At 40.2% G+C, this 21,055-nt stretch carries 15 protein-coding genes and 1 pseudogene; 2 read left to right on the forward strand and 14 right to left on the reverse strand.

Annotated features, from left to right (window positions below; genetic code table 11):
* On the forward strand, positions 1-225 hold a 225-nt coding region (locus CRJ00_RS19390; RefSeq protein WP_218962224.1), incomplete at its 5' end, for a transposase.
* A gap of 94 nt (positions 226-319) precedes the next feature.
* On the opposite strand, the gene rpsJ is transcribed toward CRJ00_RS19390, so the two are convergent.
* The 7 genes from rpsJ to fsa form a co-directional block, all read right to left on the reverse strand.
* The gene (rpsJ, locus tag CRJ00_RS13950) at positions 320-625 is read right to left on the reverse strand and encodes a 30S ribosomal protein S10 (protein WP_013667229.1); all 306 of its coding nucleotides are present in this window, start codon (positions 623-625) and stop codon (positions 320-322) included.
* Between the two features lie 79 nt (positions 626-704).
* Positions 705-2,828, reverse strand: coding sequence for an elongation factor G (gene fusA, locus CRJ00_RS13955; protein ID WP_099367381.1), 2,124 nt, complete (start codon positions 2,826-2,828; stop codon positions 705-707).
* Positions 2,829-2,919: 91 nt separating this feature from the next.
* Positions 2,920-3,387, reverse strand: a complete 468-nt coding sequence (gene rpsG, locus CRJ00_RS13960) for a 30S ribosomal protein S7 (RefSeq protein ID WP_099367382.1) — start codon at positions 3,385-3,387, stop codon at positions 2,920-2,922.
* Positions 3,388-3,406: 19 nt separating this feature from the next.
* A complete protein-coding gene (gene rpsL / locus CRJ00_RS13965) occupies positions 3,407-3,820 on the reverse strand; it encodes a 30S ribosomal protein S12 (RefSeq protein WP_099367383.1) in 414 nt (137 codons plus the stop codon).
* A gap of 116 nt (positions 3,821-3,936) precedes the next feature.
* A complete protein-coding gene (rnr, locus tag CRJ00_RS13970; RefSeq protein WP_099367384.1) occupies positions 3,937-6,066 on the reverse strand; it encodes a ribonuclease R in 2,130 nt (709 codons plus the stop codon).
* A gap of 534 nt (positions 6,067-6,600) precedes the next feature.
* Positions 6,601-7,065, reverse strand: coding sequence for a Fur family transcriptional regulator (locus CRJ00_RS13975; RefSeq protein WP_099367385.1), 465 nt, complete (start codon positions 7,063-7,065; stop codon positions 6,601-6,603).
* An 88-nt stretch (positions 7,066-7,153) separates the two neighbouring features.
* Complete coding sequence (gene fsa, locus CRJ00_RS13980; protein WP_099367386.1) at positions 7,154-7,813, reverse strand: fructose-6-phosphate aldolase; 660 nt, start codon at positions 7,811-7,813, stop codon at positions 7,154-7,156.
* Between the two features lie 125 nt (positions 7,814-7,938).
* On the opposite strand from fsa, the gene CRJ00_RS13985 reads away from it, so the two are divergent.
* The gene (locus CRJ00_RS13985) at positions 7,939-9,168 is read left to right on the forward strand and encodes an MFS transporter (protein ID WP_099367387.1); all 1,230 of its coding nucleotides are present in this window, start codon (positions 7,939-7,941) and stop codon (positions 9,166-9,168) included.
* Here CRJ00_RS13985 and CRJ00_RS13990 read toward each other — a convergent pair.
* From CRJ00_RS13990 to CRJ00_RS14020, 7 genes and pseudogenes are all read right to left on the reverse strand, one after another.
* Positions 9,135-9,587: an aspartyl protease family protein gene (locus CRJ00_RS13990; RefSeq protein ID WP_099367388.1), complete on the reverse strand. Its 453-nt coding sequence runs from the start codon at positions 9,585-9,587 to the stop codon at positions 9,135-9,137. The genes CRJ00_RS13985 and CRJ00_RS13990 overlap by 34 nt on opposite strands.
* A 78-nt stretch (positions 9,588-9,665) precedes the next feature.
* Positions 9,666-10,271 carry a hypothetical protein gene (locus tag CRJ00_RS13995; protein WP_099367389.1) on the reverse strand — a complete coding sequence of 202 codons (606 nt, stop codon included), beginning with the start codon at positions 10,269-10,271 and terminating at the stop codon, positions 9,666-9,668.
* 118 nt (positions 10,272-10,389) lie between these two features.
* Positions 10,390-11,022, reverse strand: a complete 633-nt coding sequence (locus CRJ00_RS14000) for a hypothetical protein (RefSeq protein WP_099367390.1) — start codon at positions 11,020-11,022, stop codon at positions 10,390-10,392.
* A 94-nt stretch (positions 11,023-11,116) separates the two neighbouring features.
* On the reverse strand, positions 11,117-12,061 hold the full coding sequence (locus CRJ00_RS14005; RefSeq protein WP_099367391.1) for a malate dehydrogenase: 945 nt from the start codon (positions 12,059-12,061) through the stop codon (positions 11,117-11,119).
* A 59-nt stretch (positions 12,062-12,120) separates the two neighbouring features.
* A complete protein-coding gene (tamL, locus tag CRJ00_RS14010; protein ID WP_099367392.1) occupies positions 12,121-14,442 on the reverse strand; it encodes a translocation and assembly module lipoprotein TamL in 2,322 nt (773 codons plus the stop codon).
* Entirely contained in the window at positions 14,414-19,576 is a 5,163-nt protein-coding gene (locus CRJ00_RS14015) for a translocation/assembly module TamB domain-containing protein (RefSeq protein WP_257213795.1), read from the reverse strand. Before CRJ00_RS14015 ends, tamL begins: the two co-directional genes overlap by 29 nt.
* Before the next feature lie 657 nt (positions 19,577-20,233).
* Positions 20,234-21,055 (reverse strand): annotated as a pseudogene (locus CRJ00_RS14020) (transposase); the annotation flags it as partial.

Below are 21,055 nucleotides of genomic sequence, written 5' to 3' on the forward strand. Positions count from 1 at the left end.
GGTCAGATGAAAAGCAACAACAGGTTTACCCGGTTCACAATGAAAGGACTGGATAAAGTCGCTGTGGAATTCGGTTTGATGGCCATTGCCCATAACCTCAGAAAATGGGCAAAAAAGTGGAAAGACAAAGCTTTTATCGGTAAACCAGGTGGCAAAAACTCCCTATTTGCGATAAATCAAGCCATCAACATGCTGAAAAGTACAAAACATCGACTTGCAGCCTAATATTGCTCATGAAATTATAATGGAGCTCCAGAAAGCTATAAAACAGAAGAAGGTGCCTTTTTAGACACCTTCTTGTTTTTCTAAATGAAATCTATCACACTTTGATTTCAACTTCAACACCTGAAGGTAATTCTAATTTCATCAACGCATCAACTGTTTTTGAGTTTGATGAATAGATGTCTAACAATCTCTTGTAAGAACATAATTGGAATTGCTCACGTGCTTTTTTGTTAACGTGTGGTGAACGTAATACCGTATAGATTTTTTTCTCAGTAGGCAATGGAATTGGTCCACTAACAACTGCACCTGTAGGTTTTACCGTTTTTACGATTTTCTCAGCTGATTTGTCAACTAAATTGTAATCGTAAGATTTCAATTTGATTCTGATTCTTTGGCTCATCTTATGTATTTGATTTTAAAATGACCCCTGATTAGAGCTATTAACAATCAGGGATCGGTTTGTTTTTTATTCGAAGGAATTAGTCTTCAATATTCTTGATTTTTCCTTTTGATTTCGCGATTACTTCCTCAGCTACGTTACGAGGAGCTTCAGCGTAGTGGTCAAATTCCATGGTAGAAGTTGCACGACCTGAAGTGATTGTACGTAATTGAGTAACATATCCGAACATCTCAGAAAGAGGTACCAATGCTTTGATTACCTGTGCACCATTACGTGAGTCAAGACCTTGCATCTGACCACGACGACGGTTCAAGTCACCCATAACATCACCCATGTTTTCTTCTGGAGTTAATACCTCCACTTTCATGATAGGTTCCATTAATACTGGTTGACATTTAGGTAATGCCTGACGGTAAGCCATTTTACCTGCTAACTCGAAAGATAATGAGTCTGAATCGACTGCGTGGAAAGATCCATCAATCAAACGAACTTTCATACCTGATAGTGGGTAACCAGCCAATACACCATTGTTCATCGAAGATTCGAAACCTTTCTGAACAGAAGGAATGTATTCTTTTGGAATAGCACCACCAACGATCTCATTAACGAATTGAAGAGGGCTCTTAACAACATCCCAATCCTCATCTGCAGGAGAGATAACAACTTTGATATCCGCGAATTTACCACGACCACCTGATTGTTTTTTGTATACCTCACGGTGCTCAGAAGTACCGTTGATAGACTCTTTGTATGCTACTTGAGGAGCACCTTGGTTAACCTCTACTTTGAACTCACGTTTCAAACGGTCGATCAAGATATCAAGGTGAAGCTCACCCATACCTGAGATAACTGTTTGACCAGTTTCTTGGTCAGTTTTAACCACGAAGGTAGGATCCTCTTCAGCCAATTTACTTAAACCAATACCTAATTTATCAACGTCAGCTTGAGTTTTAGGCTCGATAGCTAAACCGATTACCGGCTCAGGGAATACCATTGACTCAAGAACGATAGGGTTTTTCTCGTCACAAAGTGTATCACCAGTTTTGATGTCTTTGAAACCTACTACCGCACCTATATCTCCAGCACCGATTCTTTCGATAGGGTTCTGCTTGTTAGCATGCATTTGGAAGATACGAGAGATACGCTCTTTGTTTCCTGAACGCGTGTTCAATACATAAGAACCAGCCTCTAATACACCTGAATATGCACGTACGAAACATAAACGACCTACGAATGGGTCAGTAGCAATCTTGAAACCTAATGCTGCGAATGGTTCAGCCTCAGAAGGTTTACGAACGATTTCTTCACCAGTATTCGGGTTAGTACCTTTAACCGCCTCTTGATCAAGAGGAGAAGGCAATAACTCCATTACGAAGTCAAGCATGGTTTGAACACCTTTGTTTTTGAAAGATGAACCACAAACCATAGGAACGATTGCGTTATCCAATACCGCTTTACGTAAAGCGTCTAAGATTTCACGTTCAGTCAATGAATCTGGATCTTCGAAGAATTTCTCCATCAAAGACTCATCGTATCCAGCAACAGCTTCCAATAATTTCTCACGGTATTCAGCAACCTCGTCGATCATATCGTCAGGGATAGGAACTTCCGTGAAAGTCATTCCTTTATCAGCGTCGTTCCAAACGATACCACGGTTGTTGATCAAGTCAACCACACCTTTGAAATCGTCTTCCGCACCGATAGGTAATTGAAGCGCAACAGCCTCAGATCCTAACATATCTTTTACTTGTTTTACAACTTTCAAGAAGTCAGCACCTGAACGGTCCATTTTATTTACGAAACCAATACGAGGAACTTTGTATCCATCAGCTAAACGCCAGTTAGTCTCTGATTGAGGCTCAACACCATCAACTGCAGAGAATAAGAATACTAGTCCGTCAAGTACACGTAAAGAACGGTTCACCTCAACTGTAAAGTCAACGTGTCCAGGAGTATCAATTACGTTTACTTGGTATTTTTTATTACGGTAGTTCCAGAATACGGTTACCGCAGCAGAGGTAATGGTGATACCACGCTCTTGCTCTTGTGCCATCCAGTCAGTAGTTGCAGATCCTTCGTGAGTCTCTCCCAACTTGTGGTTAACACCAGAGTAGAACAAAATACGCTCTGTAGTTGTAGTTTTACCAGCATCGATGTGTGCAGCGATACCAATATTTCTTACTAATTTTAAGTCTTTTGCCATAGTATTTTTGAAAAAAATACACCGACTTTGATAATGAATAATTTCAATTATCTAAAGTCGGTGTATCATATTTGAATCGTTGTGTTCAAAATTAGAATCTGAAGTGTGAGAACGCTTTGTTAGCTTCCGCCATTTTGTGCGTATCTTCTTTCTTCTTAACAGCAGCACCTTCACCTTTAGAAGCTGAAATGATCTCTCCTGCTAATTTCTCGAACATAGTTTTTTCACCACGTTTGCGAGCGTAAGAGATTAACCATTTCATACCCAAAGCGATTTTACGCTCCGGACGTACTTCCATAGGAACTTGGAAGTTGGCACCACCAACACGACGAGATTTAACCTCTACTGCAGGCATTACGTTGTTCAAAGCTTTTTTCCAAGTCTCTAAACCGTTCTCTTGTGTTTTGTTTTCTACTAATTCTACTGCATCGTAAAAGATTGAATAGGCGATAGATTTCTTACCGTCAAACATCATGTTGTTTACGAAACGTGTTACCTGAACATCATTAAACTTTGGATCAGGTAAAATGATTCTCTTTTTTGGTTTTGCTTTTCTCATTTTATTTTCCTCCGTTTAATTATTTCTTACCTTTTCCTTTTGCTGGAGCAGCTGCCTGTCCTGGTTTAGGGCGTTTTGTTCCGTATTTAGAACGACGTTGGTTACGACCTGCTACACCTGAAGTATCTAATGCACCACGGATGATGTGGTAACGAACTCCCGGTAAATCTTTAACACGACCACCACGGATTAACACGATAGAGTGCTCTTGTAAGTTGTGTCCTTCTCCTGGAATGTAAGCATTCACTTCTTTTCCATTCGTTAAACGAACACGAGCTACTTTACGCATTGCTGAGTTTGGTTTTTTAGGGGTAGTAGTATATACACGCGTACATACACCTCTTCGCTGTGGACATGAGTCCAACGCTGGTGACTTACTCTTGTCTACCAGAGCTACTCTACCTTTTCTAACTAATTGTTGAATAGTAGGCATTTACCTGTTTTCTTTTAGAGTTTTTTGTTAAAAAAATATTTTAAGTCCGCAAAGATATAAAGAATAATCGATATCGTAAAGAGTTGAGTATAAAGTTTTTTTTAAAGTTTTCAAAACTAACTAATCAACGTAAAATCGATCTGCCTCTTATCCAGGTCAACCTTCTTCACTTTGATCTGAACCTCATCGCCCAATTGATATACCTTTTTCTTGCGTTGACCTATAATGGCATAATTCTTCTCATCCAAGGTGTAAAAATCATCGGTAATATCCCTTAACCTCACCATGCCCTCGCATTTGTTCTCCTCGATCTCCACATACATTCCCCATTCTGTTACGCCGGAAATAATTCCTGTATATTCCGTGCCGATCTGGTTTTGAAGATATTCTGCTTGTTTATACTTCACGGAAGCTCTTTCCGCCTCAGCGGCTTTCTTTTCCATTTGGGAAGAATGCTCTGACATCTTCTCGTAATGTTCGGTATTCACCTTTTTGCCTCCATCTAGGTAATATTGGAGCAACCTATGCACCATTACATCCGGATATCGACGGATAGGGGAGGTAAAGTGCGTATAGTAATCAAAGGCTAGTCCGTAATGGGAAGCTTTTTTAGTCGTATAAATTGCCTTAGCCATCGAACGGATCGCCAAAGAAGTCAATAAATTCTGTTCCTTACTACCTTCGATCTGTTCCATCATCATATTCAAGGATTTCGCAGTCTCCTTGTCGGATTTAAAACTAAGCCTGTGCCCAAAACGGGACGCGAATTGAGAAAAGCTTGTCAAGGTCTCCGTGTTCGGAACATCATGGAATCGATATACAAAGGTTAATTTGCTTTTGCCTTTTCCTTGCTTGCCGATGTATTCGGCAACTTTTCTGTTCGCTAATAACATGAAGTCCTCAATCAGCTTATGCGCATCCTTACGGACTTTTGTATATACACCCAAAGGTTTTCCGTTATCATCCAATAGAAACTTCACTTCTTCCGTTTCAAAACTGATCGCTCCGCTCTTAAATTTTCGCTCACGAAGGATATACGCTAATTCGTTCAATTTTAAAATGGGCTCTGAAAGTTCATCTTCTTTTCCTTCAATGATTTCCTGCGCCTCTTCATAGCTGAATCGACGGTCGGAGTGAATGACGGTCCTACCGAACCATTGATCCAAAACATTGGCCCGCTCATCAAGCTCAAATACGGCCGAGAAACAAAGCTTGTCTTCGTTAGGTCTAAGTGAACACAAATTGTTTGAAAGTCGCTCAGGGAGCATCGGGATAACTCTGTCGACCAAATATACCGATGTTCCTCTCTCGAATGCCTCTTTGTCTAGTTGGCTATCGGGAATAACATAATGAGACACGTCTGCAATATGCACCCCCACCTCATAATTTCCATTTTCCAATTTCTTGAAAGATATTGCATCATCAAAGTCCTTCGCGTCCGCAGGGTCAATGGTAAAGGTGGTCGTGTTCCTGAAATCCTGTCTCTTAGAAATTTCTTCCTGACTGATTACATCGGAGATAGCGTTCGCTTCTGCTTCCACTTCTTTAGGAAACTCCAGCGGGAAACCAAAGTCTGCCAAGATTGCGTTCATCTCGGTATTGTTCTCGCCTTTTTTTCCTAATACCGATTTTACTCTACCGATCGGATTTTTTGCATTCTTCGGCCATTCCAATATGGAGACCACCACTTTCTCTCCATCTTTGGCACCGTTCAGGTTGTCCAGAGGAATGAAGATGTCGTGCAGCATTTTTCGATCATCAGGAAGGAAGAAAGCATAGGTGCTGGAGATATCAATGGTACCGGTGAAATCGGTCTTCGCGCGTTGGATAATTTCAATGATTTCACCTTCCCTTTTCTTGCCTTTTTTACGATCGTAAATATGCACTTTTACGATATCCCCGTGAAGGGCTTGTCGAAGCTTCCGAGGGGCTACGTAAATGTCGTTTTGAAACTCATCATCAGGGACGATGAAGGCTGATCCATCGGCAGTCATATCGACCTTTCCAGTTACATAAACATTGAGCTGTCTCAATTTAAATTTGCCGCGCTCTGGCTGTTGGAAAAGGCTGGTCTTCGAGCCATCCGAAAGGATGTCTGCGATAGCAACCTTCGAATCCGAATCCGAGATGTTAAGCTTCGCAGCAACCTGTTTATAGTTCAGTGCTTGGTTGCCTGATTTTTCAAATATGTCGACGATTAATTGGGTGAGTACTTCTTTGTAGGGATTTTCTTTTCTTGATTTCATATGCTATTGTTTTGCCCATGTCTGTCTAGAAATTATAGGGTAGGGAAGGAGTTCCCGATTAAATTTCCTAGACAACATAACCCTGATTTTTCAGGACTGTATTATTGAACTAATATATAAATTATAAACGGTTTTTGAGTGGGATAGTTTGCTCTAATTCAATAAATATTTATTTACTTATTTAAAACTTTGTTTTAGCTATTTAAAAATACTGAATATCTAATAGTTATGATTTGATATGCTAAAAATTATACAGATGTATTAATGTATATATGATTGATTTTCAGTATATTAAATTTTTTCATGCTTTTTTAAGTCTTTTGCTAAAAATTATTATATTAAAATTAATGTTTTTATTGATATGTGTAAAATGCTATAAAACAGATTAACAAAAAATTAAAAGCTAAATTTTAGCCTTATTGAATAATTGTACTTTAGCATTGAAATTTTGCTTGAATTTGAAAAAACGGAAGAGTAGAAATCCTGCGACCATAAGCAAGTTATAGTCGGAATTTCCTGATGTAAACAGTGCAATTAGCTTTGCTTTTCTTTACAAGAATCACATAATCCCACCGCATTTATCGCGATGGAATGCAAGGAGAAATTTGGAGGTAGGGCAATTTTTGGAAGAGAGATTTCATCCAGGCAAAAGACGGAATTGCAAACTGAACAGATGAAATGCACGTGCTGATCATGGTGATGATGTTGGGAACATTTGGTCGAACATAGGGCATAGGTAGCCGTTCCATTCAGGTCGAAAACTTTATGGAGAATACCCTTTTCTTCGAAACTTGCCAGGATCCTATAGAGGGTCACACGGTCGATTTCAGTACCTAAAATTTTCTCCAGATCTGGTTGTGAAATGGCTGTCGGCTTCTCCGAAATACTATCCAAAACGCGTAACCTAGGTTGGGTAATCTTCAGATTATTTGCCCTTAACAATTGGCTGAATTCCTCTAGTTTTTCTATGCTCGATGCTGCTTCTCTATCCGTTTTCATAAGGGTAAAATTACGAAAAATTTAGGGCATAAAAAACCTCCCTTTCAAGACGAAAGGGAGGTGCTATTTGATGCTTTTTTTTACTCGATTATTTACCTGCTGCTTTCGCGTGATCTGCTAAGAACTGTGCCAATCCACTATCTGTTAATGGGTGTTTCAAAAGGGCAGTAATCGCTGACAAAGGACCTGTCATCACGTCTGCACCGATCTTCGCACAACCAAGGATATGCGCACTGTGGCGAACAGATGCTGCAAGGATCTGTGTTTCGAATCCGTAGTTATCATAGATCTCTCTGATCTCTTCGATCAAACCTAATCCATCTACCGAGATATCATCCAAACGACCGATAAATGGCGATACGTAAGTCGCTCCTGCTTTAGCAGCCAATAAAGCCTGACCAGCAGAAAATACCAATGTACAGTTTGTTTTGATTCCTTTTTTGCTGAAATATTTGATCGCTTTTACGCCATCTTTAATCATAGGAACTTTTACTACGATCTTGCTATCTAAAGCTGCTAAGGCTTCGCCTTCTTTGATCATACCTTCATAATCGGTAGAAATTACTTCGGCACTAACATCACCATCCACGATTTCGCAGATCGCTTTATAGTGGTTAATTACGTTTTCCTCCCCAGAAATACCCTCTTTAGCCATTAAACTAGGGTTGGTTGTCACCCCATCAAGTACGCCTAAGTCCTGTGCTTCTTTGATCTGAGCTAAATTAGCAGTATCAATAAAAAATTTCATGATATAAAATGTTGATTAAAAATTTTGTCTTCATTATCAAGCTGCCACTGAGTTTGATGATGCAAAGGTAGGTATATTGTTGCGCTTTTTGCAACAAATTCCATTTCAAATTGTTATCTTATGACATGCAGATTTTCAGGTCCTTTGCTTATCCAAATTATAGATTACATGTAATCGGTCAATCGCTCTCCCTTTTGGGTACCTGGATGCAACGGATTGCCATTAGCTGGCTGGTCTATAAACTCACTGATTCCGTATTCTGGCTAGGTTTTGTCTCCTTTATTTCTTTGTTGCCTTCTTTGGTCTTATCACCATTTATTGGCGCATTTGTAGATAGGCATAAGAAATATAAACTGGTTTTTATTACCCAGATTGGACTGATGATTCAGGCAGGGTTATTAGCGCTAGTGGTTTATCTTAAAATGGAATCTGTACTTTATTTATCTATTTTAGGGTTCATACAAGGGGTTATCAATGCATTTGATGTGCTGGGAAGGCAATCTTTACTGGTATCTTTAGTTGATGACAAAAAAGATCTGCCGAATGCCATTGCACTGAACTCTTCCATTTTCAATGCCGCCAGGATGGTCGGACCGGCAATTGGAGGATTTCTTTTGTCCATGTATGGTGAATTAGCCTGTTTTACCGTCAATTTCCTGAGCTATATTCCGGTAATTATCTGTTTGATGCTCATGAATGTGAAGGAAACATTGGTTATTGTACCTAATGAAAATGCCTTTCAGGGGCTTGTTCAAGGCTTTAAATACCTGAAAAGATCTCCACATATTACTTCGTTGATCATTATTTTGGCCTTTTCAAGTCTTCTGGTCATTCCTTATACTTCCTTATTACCGGCTGTTGCGCGGGAATTATTTCAAGGGAATGAGCGGACGTTTTCTTGGTTTGAAAGTGCTGCAGGGTTAGGGGCCATGATTGGTGCCATTAATATGGCCAGGCTGAAATCAGGCGAAAATTTAAGATATCGAATACTTTTTGCAGCCTTTTTTATGGGCGTAGCCCTTGTTTTATTGGCTTATGCGCATTATTTACCTTCTGCTTTATTTTTTACAGGAGCAGTTTCTTTCTCCATGATGATGCAGAATTCTTCCATTAATACCTATATCCAGACCCATGCGATGCCCGCCTACAGGGCACGGGCTATGTCATATTATGTCATGGCTTTCCAAGGGATTTTCCCTATTGGAAGTTTAATTACAGGCGCGATTGCTGAATTTTTAGGGCTAAAAAACACCTTATATATCATGGGTGGATGTGGAATTCTGATCGCCCTAGGCTTTTATATTTACCTCCGGCTTCATATTCAACGGCGTTTATTCAAGTTTAATTTCCGTTGATTTAGCGTTAATTGATTTTTTTTGTAGTCTATCATTCCGCCATATTCTTTCAGGATATCTCCTCCCAATACCCCAATAACGGGATCTATCCCTATTTGTTCGTAGGCATAATTGATGGAACTTAGATCTAATACGGCTGTCGTGAAGTTTTTGATGGACCATTCCTTCATTTTGAATTCTGGAATGGTAAGCATAAAACTTTCCATACTATTGGTCCCCAGACCAGTGGAAAGAATGTCTGTAGTTTCGAAATGTTCCTCTTGTATACCAGAATTCAATAGGGTGGTTTTATCCAAAACCGTTTTGGATGCGCCGGTATCTATAACCAATTTGAATTTACGATCGTAAAGTTCTACTTCTGTAATGATATGGTAGCCATCGGCTTGAAGTTTGATGACTTCAAAAGGAATTTTTTGCATAGTTGGATAATAGAATGTGACACCTCGTAAAGAATGAATTTACTTGGTATAAATACAATTCTACTGTTTTTTCTCCAATTATATAGCTAATTTCTTCTTTTTCATCGCTTTTTTTAACCGGTCCTTTAGAATGGATTTATATTCCGGAGAAGTTTGTAATTCGATGGTATACATCCTAATCTCATCTAATTGTTCCAAGTATCTCTCCTTGGAATAATTTACCTTGAAGGATTCAATATCTGGTTGTGGCGCTAATTTGGAAAGTTCATTCCCAATGGCAGCCGTTGCTACAGTGGCTGTCCCTATAAGTAAAGTCTCTCCAACGGAAGACGCAGCATCCGCATCCGATAATAGATTTCCATATTGATCTGTTTTGTTGTGATTTTTTTCAGGCTCATCTGTCAAACTGGATTTCAGGATATCAACACCTGTTTTACTCATTCCTTTAAATAAGGGTGCTTCTTTCTTCCGATCAAATTTAATCTTTATCTTTTTTATGGTAGAAACTGGAATCTTCTTCATCTCCTTATCCTTCATCAAATAGATTTCCTCCACAGTTGCCCTATAAAAACTTCCTTTGATTGTTTCTTTCTTGGTTTTATATGGGCTTGGTAATAGGAAACAACAACTGGTTCTGGGTATTCTACGCTTTGTGCTTGACAAATTCCCAGAATTCCAATGCATATTGCAAGATTTAATAAGATAATCCTCATGAAACAAAAATAAGGTTTATTTCATTTAAAGAATATATTTTAACAAAAGTTTATGGTTTTTATAGTGTGGAGATTTATTATTATTCGGTTTACCTGAAGAATAGCAATACATTAGTTAATGTCTGTTGATTGATCATTTTACGTTGATTTTTAAGCATAAATTTTTGGTTATGAATGATGCGTTGATTTTGTTCGGCCATAAAATTTAACCGATTGGTCTGCCGGTCACGACTTATTTCATTTTCATATAGATTCAATCCTTCTTTTAAGGAGTCTATCCGCTTATTTTGAATATATTCCAATAATTTTGCCGTAGCATCAACAGTTCTATATTTTGCAGGGATGGTATTATTTAGCTCCAACAATTGGTTAATTTCATTCATCTCTTGGATAATAGGCTGATAACGGATGGTTGAAGCCTGCTTCATTTCCATTTGCTTTTTATTATCCAGTCTTGGACCTATTACATATCGCATCCCGAAGATTCCTACAGCAAAAGATATAAATAGGGCAAATACGCTAACAGTAAAATTATCTATGAACCTGTTAGACATACTAAATAAAACCCACCCGATAATAATACCTAAAATGGTAAACATAGTCTGACGATTATAAAACATAATTCTATAACGTTCATTTTCTAAGACTGCGTAATGACTCGCATATCTCTTTAACAGATCATGTTCCCGCTCTAAATTTTTTTCCAGATTTTGAAGTTCCATGCTATGTAAAATTTTCGATTAGTGTGAAGATTGCTTCGTCGTGCCTCCTCGCAATGACGCGGAAAGAATAGTCTCTTCGCGATGACGCGCTAGACTATCTCTTTAAAACGCCCTCATCAAAAAGTACATCGTTCATTTTTCTGACCGCTTCCGCACTTGCATCGAACAATTTTTGTTCCTCATCCGAAAGTTCCAAAGGAACAATCCTATCCCAGCCTTTATTATTTATAATTACCGGAACACCAATATTAATATCCTCCTGCCCAAATTCGCCTTCTAAATACACAGAGGCGGTAAACAATCGATTCTGATCCCTTACAATACTTTCCACCATCGCTGCGGCGGCAGCTCCAGGCGCATACCAAGCCGAAGTTCCGATCAAAGCCGTCAAAGTAGCACCACCTACCATCGTTTTCTTCACGATTTCAGCTTCTTCCTCATCCGTTAAAAAACTAGAAACAGCAATACTGTTCCAAGTAGCATGTTTGATCAATGGGATCATCGTGGTATCCCCATGACCACCAATAACGATCGCATTCAAATCATTTGCCGAAGCATTCAATTTATCAGAAATCTGGTATTTAAAACGAGCGGAATCCAATGCTCCACCCATACCAATGATCCTGTTTTTAGGTAATCCACTGGATTTTAAAGCTAGGTAAGTCATGGTATCCATCGGGTTGGATACAATCAGAATAATAATATCTGGAGAATGTTGGATCAGGTTTTCCACTACCGTTTTTACAATATTGGCATTGGTGCCAATCAATTCCTCCCGGGTCATCCCCGGTTTACGTGGGATTCCTGAAGTAATGACAGCTACCGTAGAACCAGCTGTCGCTAAATAGTCATTGGTTACTCCCGTAATTTTCGAATCAAAACCAAGTAGGGCAGAGGTCTGCATCATATCCTGGGCTTTGCCCTCCGCGAATCCTTCCTTAATATCTAATAATACAATTTCTTCGGCAATATTACGTCTTACCAGATTATCTGCAGTGGTTGCTCCAACTGCACCTGCACCAACAACGGTTACTTTCATAGCTTTACGGGTTTTATTTTACGCTCCTTAAATCTACTAAAAAGGATTCAAAAAACCTATTAGAAAGGATATCCGATCGCCAAGTTGAATACCAAGTTCTCCCTGCGCCAATCCCTTTCCCGAATGTCAATATACTTGAACACCCAACGGTCATCCTTCGGACGATAAGGCACGCGGAATGGAATCGCAAAGTCGGTACGAAGGATCAAGAAGTCCAGATCCAGACGCAATCCGACACCTCCACCAACAGCCAATTCACTCAAGAAGGCCCCAGACAGTTTACCTCCTGGTTTTTCGTCGTCCTGGTTCTGCAACCAGACATTACCGGCATCCACAAAAGCTGCCCAATGCAGCATGCCAGCAATTTTAGCCCTATACTCCGTATTCAATTCCAATTTGAAATCCCCGGTCTGGTCCGCAAAGAAATTATCCTCGCCAATGTTCTCCGGAAGAGAAGATCCTGGACCTACCGAACGCGCACGGAAGGCACGTAATCCATTAGGACCACTTGTATAATACTGCTTCAGGTAAGGTAATGATCGAGAGTTTCCATAAGAATAGGAGGTACCGATCATAATACGAGAAGCTAAGGTCGAATTGGCCGTTAATTTCATATAATGCCTCATATCAGCCTCCGCTTTAATGAATTGAGAGTAGGCTGTTCCGAATAATTTCTTAACTTTTCCACTATTGAAATCCGCACCTTGGATCAATCCCAGGATATTTCCGGACGTATTCAGACCCGCTTTGGCATAGAAAGTATGTTTTTTATTGTTTTCCATGGTATTGGTAAACGTATAAACATAATTTGGACCAAAAGAAAACTGCGGATCCACAATGTGTCGTAACGTTGGAACAGTATCCATCTGCGCTTTATATTCATCCGAAATACCTCTTGGTTGAACATAGATGATTTCCGCTAAAGTCAGGTTGTGATCCCGTTGGTTATTTTCCTTCCATGCATATCCATAGTTTAAGGTCATGGAATTTAAGGTATAGGCTGTTCTTCTGTTCAAGAATTCATATCCCGCTTTTAAGAATGTCTTTGGAATATATTGCCTAGCAGGTGCCCATTTCCAAGGAGAAAGAAGCCTTGGCCAGGTAATACCTACTTCCGCACCATAACGGATATAACTGGAATTCAGGTTTACATTTCCACCGGTCTGTGTCTCATAACCTCCAAAAACAGACGCTGTCAAGGTTTCAAATCCCTTAAAGGCATTCCGCAAAGTCCAGTTCGCTGTTACTTCCGTTCCATTGTAAACTGCAGCAGTTTTCCCGATCAGCTCCAAACGGATCGACCTTTTCTCCAAAGGTGTCAGGTAATAATAAACATCCAAGTGGTTCAGAGAATCCGGGCTATCCACAAAATCATTCTTCACAAATTTAAACGCATTCAAATTCACCAAGTGATTGATCGTTTGGTTATGGCTCCAACGGCTATATTTATCTTTTGGCTGCACAAAAATATGATTCGCCAATACTTTTTTACGGTATTTCCGTTCCGGATCTACGATGTAATATTTATCCTCAAATTTTTCGGTATTCCTAGGGATCCTGCGTCTTGCTGTTCCCGAGGTTTCCTTATAATCTGGAAAAATGTAGACATTCCCGATATATTGAGGATGTCTAGCTTTTTCTGGTGTTTCCGGTTTTACCGTGACGAACATATCCACCTTATGATTTCCAATCGTACTATCCACTTCCACCAAAATATTATCCGGACTGAAATAATAGAATCCATTAAGCTTCAGGTCGTTGTCGATTCGGTCGCGCTCGTTCAGGATCACATCCAAATTATAGTTTGAACCTGGTTTCAATAAAGTACGATCGCTAGGGTAGTTGATCCGCCATCCAAGATCCGTCATGGTATCCACATCAAATTTGACCGAATTGATACGGTAGACCTTTCCCGGATAAGCATCGTATTTTACGGATGCATATTTTCCATCAATGAGGGTATCCGAAGCTACACGGGCATTGAAGAAACCTAGGTTCTCCATTTTTCCGCGTAGAAGATTTTCATTGTATTCACGGTTTACATCGCTTAGTTTAACAGGTTCTTGGCCATTCCGTTTTAACCAACGTCTGAAAAAATTGGTCGAACTATCCGGACCTCCGCCCATGTTCCATAGACCAACTTTATAATAGACCCCCAGGATTTTCGAATTGGGCTTCGGCAGGAGGGCATCTTCCAGAAAGGTTTCAAAGGCATCTTTATTTTCAACCTTCATACTATCATGATGAATTTCTACATCACCTCCAGTATACATTTTTTCACCTTCAGCCAGGTATTTGGTCGGATTACAACTACTAATTAGTATTCCGCCCAATAGGCAGGAAAATAAAAACTTATTTTTCATCTTTTCCTCCTTCCTCATCTTCGTTTTTAATGGCCGATTCATTCGATTCCTTGATTCTATCAGTAGAATCAGGCAGATTATTGCTTGTACTGTCTTGTTGTTGCTGTTTCAACTGTTCTTCTTTTTGGCGCTCTTCCACACGTTTTCTATATTCTGGATCAACCCGCATCAAACTGTCGCGGATCACCAAGCGTACGCTGTCTCGATAAGCGGTATCCGTTTCCATTCGGTCTACATCAAATCTGCGGCGGAATCCTCTACTATCTGTATTATAATATTCCTGAAGGGCTTTTGAATTCATGAATAGCTCCTTGAATTTGTTGTAGCTCATATTGATGATAAAACCAATTCCTGTTTCCACAAACTGCCCTTGCAAAGTCGCTTGATATTGGTTTTTGCGATATACACGTGCAAAATAACGACCATCTTTCGATAATTGATAATCCAGGGAAATATCGCCCGCAATGTTGGATGCTTTCTCGCCTGGTCTTGTATTTCCTTCCACTTCGAAATTCGATCCAATCGTAATCTTTAAGCGGTCATCAAATAACATCTTCGAAATGCCTACATTCAAATCCGTACGGGTCTGTGCATTTCCGGTCAAATAATCCTCTTCTGAATTGAGGTTGAAATCCAATTCTACTCCTTTGATCAAATCCGAAGCCAGGTTGTTCAATTGCGAGGTCAAGAAGGAACTCACCGTACTTCTTGCCATGGATTCTGCACCACCACCGGACAAACTTTCAAATGGATTTGCCGACATGAACCTGCCCAATGCAATCAAGGAGAATACCTGTTTGTTCAATTCGGCCGGGTCCTCCCGGATATTCGATAGGGCAATATTCACCTTGCTCACCACATCTTGGGAAACAATAGCATTACTTTCATCCAGATCGATATCAAAATTGATTTCTGGTTTAAAAAGCTCACCGGTCAGTTTCAATAATACATTGAACGGCACCCTTTGTTTATAGAGGTTCTGGCTTTCTGCACCAATCTGGTTCTGTACCAATTCTAACGTGGCAAATTTACCTGTATACACTGCAGTAATATTCAGCCGCGCATCCAAAGGGTCCCCATTCCAAGTGATCGTACTTCCTTTCTGGAAACGGAAATCTTTGGAAATTGGACCTAAAGAGAAGGTATAATCACCATCTTCCACTGTAAATGTACCAGACATGATGATCTGGTCATTGGCATCAATGGTGGTATTCAGTTCGGCCACACCTTGGATATTTAGGGCATCCTGGGTTCCTTCATCCAAGATGATCTTGAATTTCGCTTCCCGATCCGTACTTAGGTTCAGCGCAATATCATACCCAGACAAGGTATTCGATACCTTGATCATGGAATCCAGCTGCGCAAAAACATTTGCTCTGGTTGTATCACTTTTATCCACGAATTTAACCACCCCATCCCGTTGTGCTACGCCAGGATCATCGTTCGGTACAATGAAAGAGAAGTCTGTATTCTCATTGGCTTTCACATTACCATCGATCTTCGGCTTGTCCAAATTACCAGTAACCCGCAGGTTGGAAGTTAAATACATTTTTCCGAAGAACATATCATTATCCTCACGGGTAGAATTCATCACTTCGAAATCATCCGTTGTTAAATTCAGGTTGAAATCGAAATCCGTATAGGTCGTGGTCCGGATGGATCCGTTTAACCTCGCTGTATTATTTTTGGAATCAACAATGTTGAATTGTCTAAAAGTGATTCCTTGATCGTTAAAATATATTTTCTGATCATCAATTTTCATGTTGGAGTTCAACATGGATGCATTGATGATGGCGTCATTAAATGTTAATTCGCCATTGATCCGAGGGGCATCCATTGTTCCACGGATCTTCAGGGTTCCAGAAAGATCGCCTTGGCTGCCCTGTAGATTCCCTAAACTGAAGGCTTCGATGGTTTTGATCGTAATCGGTTTCAGATCCAAGGTCGCATCAATTTGCATATCGCCTTGTGGTGGGATGATCACATCTCCGATCAATTGTACATCATTGCCGTTTTCGGTAATGCGTACATCTGCAGAATAAGTGTTTTCCTTGATGTTATTCACCTTTACCAACACATTCCCGATAGTATCTTTTCCGAAGTAGAACTTATCGATCGTTAGGTCGGATACAAAAACTGGATTCGCCTCTAATCTCGAAACTGTCGCATTACCATTGATACCGCCTCCCAAATTTAAGGATTCTGATTCCAGCATATTGGTGATGGTCTCGATCCTAAAATTGTTAAAAGTTAAATCGATAGGGGCATTCAGTGTGGAATCTTTTGATTGGATCACGAGCTCCTGGCCATCATTGGATAGGCGGAAGGCATTTGCACGGATGCCATTACTACCAAAGGTTAACTGGTTGTTTGGATTGATGGACCAATTTTCATAATTCAGCATCAAGCCATCCTCTTTCAAGGAGAAATTATAATTGTTGTTATCCACATTCATAAAGGCTCCTAAGTGGTACTGCTCTTTATCTTCTTTATCTTTTATCCAAAGCCCTAAATCGACTTTGTTTTCCACCACATTACCCGATAGGACGGTATTGTTCAATTCAATGTTATTGACAATGATATGGCCGATCAAGGTGTTATAGTAGAGGGTACTATCTGCCGTAATGATATCCATACCTACATTTTCTACTTCCGTACCGGCATAGATAATCTTAGGTGCTAAGAGTTTAGCCATTAAGGTTCTGTCCTGGCTATTGAACGTACCATCTAGGGTAATGTCGTCCATGACCTCTAAATCAGGTAGGAAATCCCTAATGATCCGGGCATTATTTAAGCGAGCAGAAAATTCGAATTGCTGCGGTGAATAGGTCAGTACAGTTCGATCGTTCGAAGGATTATAATAGGTGCGAACTATATCGGTTATCGATGCGCCTAATTCCGTCAATTTATATTTTCCGGTCAAGTGGCCATTCAAGAATTCCGAACTTAGTATCAAGGTATTCTTGCTGGTATCGGATTTTGCGGTTAAAGCAACGGTATCCAATACATATCGTTCATCATTGTAAGCAATAGAGGAGTTGACCACCTTTAATGCGCCATTTAAATGATCAAGGTCGAAGGTTTCAAAGTCTGCCGTGATCTTTCCGTGATAGCGAAGGTTCTGGTCCATCAATTTCAGGTTTTTGAAATTGATACTATCGATCATCATTTCGGCAAAGATCTTCGGATAGGCACCGCTCATGTCTGCAGAAATAGAAGCATCCAGGTCGACATTCGGATCGCCACTGTTGATGGTTCCTGCAATATCCCCACGGTTTGCGTTCATGTCAAAATTGATGTCGTGATAACCATAGCCCATCGCGTCAAAGCGGTTGATGGTACCTGTAATATCGGCTACCATGGTTTTCGGATTCAAACCTGTTCCATTTACCTGTGCTTGCGCAGCAACAATCCCGAGAACGGAATCTTGCTTCAGGAATTGACCAAGATTGAAGTTGTCTACCGTAACAAAGGCATTATAAGTCGTATCGCGACCCATATTCAATTTTCCATTGACAGTCGCATTCCCTTGCTCGGTAACCAGTTTTAAATTGGCATCAAAACCACTCATTCCGCCTTTAAAGGTTCCTGCCAAACTGATGTTTCTTGGTAATTGTATACTATCTGGCATCAAAGAAGGAGCGATTAATCGGTTAAGATCAGCTCGACCGGTCACTAATTTCTTGATGTTCAGGTCCAGGTACATTTTATCCATATCAGGTAATCCTTTTATATGGGCGGTAGCAATTACGTGGGTATTATCTAACGTTTTAAATTCAAAACGTGGAATCCTAAGATCATTGAGTTTCCCTGTAACACGGCCGTCGATGTAGAAACGTTTGTTCATCAACGGTCTCATTACTTCCTGTTTTTCAAGGTCAGGAGCCAGGAAACGGATATCCCGCATGTCGATATGGCTTTTCTTGATGTTGGCCAAGATGGTCATGCTGGATGGATTATTGGAGACAGCGTCTAAAGAAGTATAAGAAACTTGAATTTCATCCTCTATTCGGGTGTATGGCGTTTCGATCAATAGGTTTTTAACGGTTGCCCCTTGGTTTCCATAAACAAAATCGCCTCTCAATTGCTTAAGATAGAATCCGGAATGATCCTTAGCAGTTACATTGTCCAGCTCCCCGGAAATGGAGTCTGCCGAATAATAAAGATTGTCCATCGCCGCTGCTAGATCGGTCATTTTAAGATTGAAATAATCAATTCCTTTGGTTCTTGGCTGATTATCGTCTTTGAACCAGAAATTGGATTTGTCAATCACCAATTTATCAGCTGAAACCACCCAATTAATACTGCTGGTATCTGAATCAGCTTTATCATCCTGCTTTTTAACGGTTTTTCCAAGAAGTACTTCCGAGTCAGAACCATCCAGTTTGATCTCTTTTAGTTTAACGATCTCCTTATTCAGGTCTAGTTGTTCAACATTAGCCAATAACTCCTTGATGTCAAACTTGGTTTTCATGTTATTGGCCTCATCATCGTATTTCACCAAGATGTTTTTCAGATTCAAGGTATTTATGCCGAGATCAGGAAGGAGGGAAGTAGCTTCGACGGTTGGGTCGTTGATTCCGAAATCGGAGGCATCCGGTGCTTCTTCCGATTCGGCCACCGCCCACTGCTTAATAACGGCCGTTAATCCATCGATGTTAACCACTGGCATATCAAAGGCCATATTTTTCGTCAGATCAAATCTTTTGACCCTAGTATCGAAATGTTTTAGGAAAAGGTCTGCCGAAGTCCCAATAACGTCATCCTTATAGACAAACTTTATATCATCAAAATTGACTTTATCGATATCAAAAACCAAAGCAGATGTGCTATCAGCAGTGGTTGTACTTTCCTTTTCCGTAGCAAAAGCATTCACGATATAAGCAAAATTGAAAGTACTATCCGGAAGGGATCGATTGATTTTGGCGGTAATTCCCTTGAGCTCAAACTCTTCGATTTCAATCGTGTTCTTCAATAATTTGAACATATTGATGTCCACTTTTAACTCTTGTCCAGCCAATAAAGTGTCCTTGGATTGATCTTCAAAATATACATTTTCCAGAACCAATTTTTTAGGAAAGGTAATGTTGATATGGCCAATATCTACGGGGGTTCCGATTTTATTTTCCAGATAATTGGTCACTTTGCCCACAATATAATTTTGTACAGCGGGTAAACGAACGAGGAATATTACAAGAAGAATGAGTGCGATTATTGATCCTATTATCCATAGGAAGGTCTTTAACGCAATACGGCCAAATCTATTCAAAGCGGTTGAATGTTCTTTTATACTAATTAATTAATCAATTTAATAACAAGGATAAACTTATTTTGTTTATCCACGGCTTAAATTAATGCTATTAAACAATCCTACAAATATAGCTTATGAAAAGGAAATTCTTCCTTTTTTGGTTAATTATAAACATGTTGCAACAGCTTATTTTTGAAATATCTACTGCTATCGGATATAGGGAAAAGACCTGTTGCCTTCGAGTTTTAAGTACGGTTTAAGTGAGGTGTAAGTGAGTTGTAAGTGACTTTTTGCACTTACAACTCACTTACATGTCACTTAAACCTCACTTGCACCAAGAAACGAACAAGTTGAAAAAGTATTGAAATACAAAAAAAAGAAGGTGTCTAAAAAGGCACCTTCTTCTGTTTTATAGCTTTCTGGAGCTCCATTATAATTTCATGAGCAATATTAGGCTGCAAGTCGATGTTTTGTACTTTTCAGCATGTTGATGGCTTGATTTATCGCAAATAGGGAGTTTTTGCCACCTGGTTTACCGATAAAAGCTTTGTCTTTCCACTTTTTTGCCCATTTTCTGAGGTTATGGGCAATGGCCATCAAWCCGAATTCCACAGCGACTTTATCCAGTCCTTTCATTGTGAACCGGGTAAACCTGTTGTTGCTTTTCATCTGACCAAATACAGCTTCCACTTCTATGGGTCGCTTGCTCCGATGGTACATTCCCTCTTCCGACAGCAGTCTTTCCCGGGCTTTATCCTTGAGCTTATTGAGCCTGTGGTTCACTTCAATGAGCCGATCGCCTTTAGCTTTATGGCACCCACTGCGCATCGGGCAGCCCTCACATCGCCGAGCCTGGTAACAGCTGACYTGGGCAGTGTATCCGTTGGCACTGACTCTGGTTGCATGACCGATAAAGCTGAGCTTCTGTCCTGCCGGACACACATAAAAGTCCTCCTGCTGGTTGTAATATAGGTTCTGTACCGAAAAAGGATCCTGTTTATCCTTGCGCTTTTGTTCCATATGGAAGTAATTGTACTTCACAAAAGCGGTTATACCCTGTCCTTCCATCAGCTCGTAGTTCTGCTCGCTACCATATCCGGCATCTGCGACGATGGATTCACTCTGTTTTCCGTAATGGGACTCAAAGCCTTCCAGGTGTTCGGGCAGGGTTGTGGTATCTGCGGCCGTTTGATGGATGCTATAATGGGTGATGAACTGCTCTTCGGTGCTGATCTGGGTATTGTAGGCCGGTTTAAGCTGGCCATTTTTCATGTGGTCCTCTTTCATCCGCATAAACACGGCATCGGTATCGGTCTTGCTATAACTATTGCGATCTCCCAGTACTTCCAGTTGCTCCTCATATTTCTCYAGTCGGGGCAG

This window comes from Sphingobacterium sp. 1.A.4 (assembly GCF_002734245.1).
GTDB lineage: Bacteria > Bacteroidota > Bacteroidia > Sphingobacteriales > Sphingobacteriaceae > Sphingobacterium > Sphingobacterium tenebrionis.

Excerpts from the sequence above, each read along its gene's own strand:
- rpsJ (WP_013667229.1), bottom strand. The coding sequence starts at position 625 with ATGAGCCAAAGAATCAGAATCAAATTGAAATCTTACGATTACAATTTA.
- fusA (WP_099367381.1), bottom strand. The coding sequence starts at position 2,828 with ATGGCAAAAGACTTAAAATTAGTAAGAAATATTGGTATCGCTGCACAC.
- rpsG (WP_099367382.1), bottom strand. The coding sequence starts at position 3,387 with ATGAGAAAAGCAAAACCAAAAAAGAGAATCATTTTACCTGATCCAAAG.
- rpsL (WP_099367383.1), bottom strand. The coding sequence starts at position 3,820 with ATGCCTACTATTCAACAATTAGTTAGAAAAGGTAGAGTAGCTCTGGTA.
- rnr (WP_099367384.1), bottom strand. The coding sequence starts at position 6,066 with ATGAAATCAAGAAAAGAAAATCCCTACAAAGAAGTACTCACCCAATTA.
- CRJ00_RS13975 (WP_099367385.1), bottom strand. The coding sequence starts at position 7,065 with ATGAAAACGGATAGAGAAGCAGCATCGAGCATAGAAAAACTAGAGGAA.
- fsa (WP_099367386.1), bottom strand. The coding sequence starts at position 7,813 with ATGAAATTTTTTATTGATACTGCTAATTTAGCTCAGATCAAAGAAGCA.
- CRJ00_RS13985 (WP_099367387.1), top strand. The coding sequence starts at position 7,939 with ATGCAGATTTTCAGGTCCTTTGCTTATCCAAATTATAGATTACATGTA.
- CRJ00_RS13990 (WP_099367388.1), bottom strand. The coding sequence starts at position 9,587 with ATGCAAAAAATTCCTTTTGAAGTCATCAAACTTCAAGCCGATGGCTAC.
- CRJ00_RS13995 (WP_099367389.1), bottom strand. The coding sequence starts at position 10,271 with ATGCATTGGAATTCTGGGAATTTGTCAAGCACAAAGCGTAGAATACCC.
- CRJ00_RS14000 (WP_099367390.1), bottom strand. The coding sequence starts at position 11,022 with ATGGAACTTCAAAATCTGGAAAAAAATTTAGAGCGGGAACATGATCTG.
- CRJ00_RS14005 (WP_099367391.1), bottom strand. The coding sequence starts at position 12,061 with ATGAAAGTAACCGTTGTTGGTGCAGGTGCAGTTGGAGCAACCACTGCA.
- tamL (WP_099367392.1), bottom strand. The coding sequence starts at position 14,442 with ATGAGGAAGGAGGAAAAGATGAAAAATAAGTTTTTATTTTCCTGCCTA.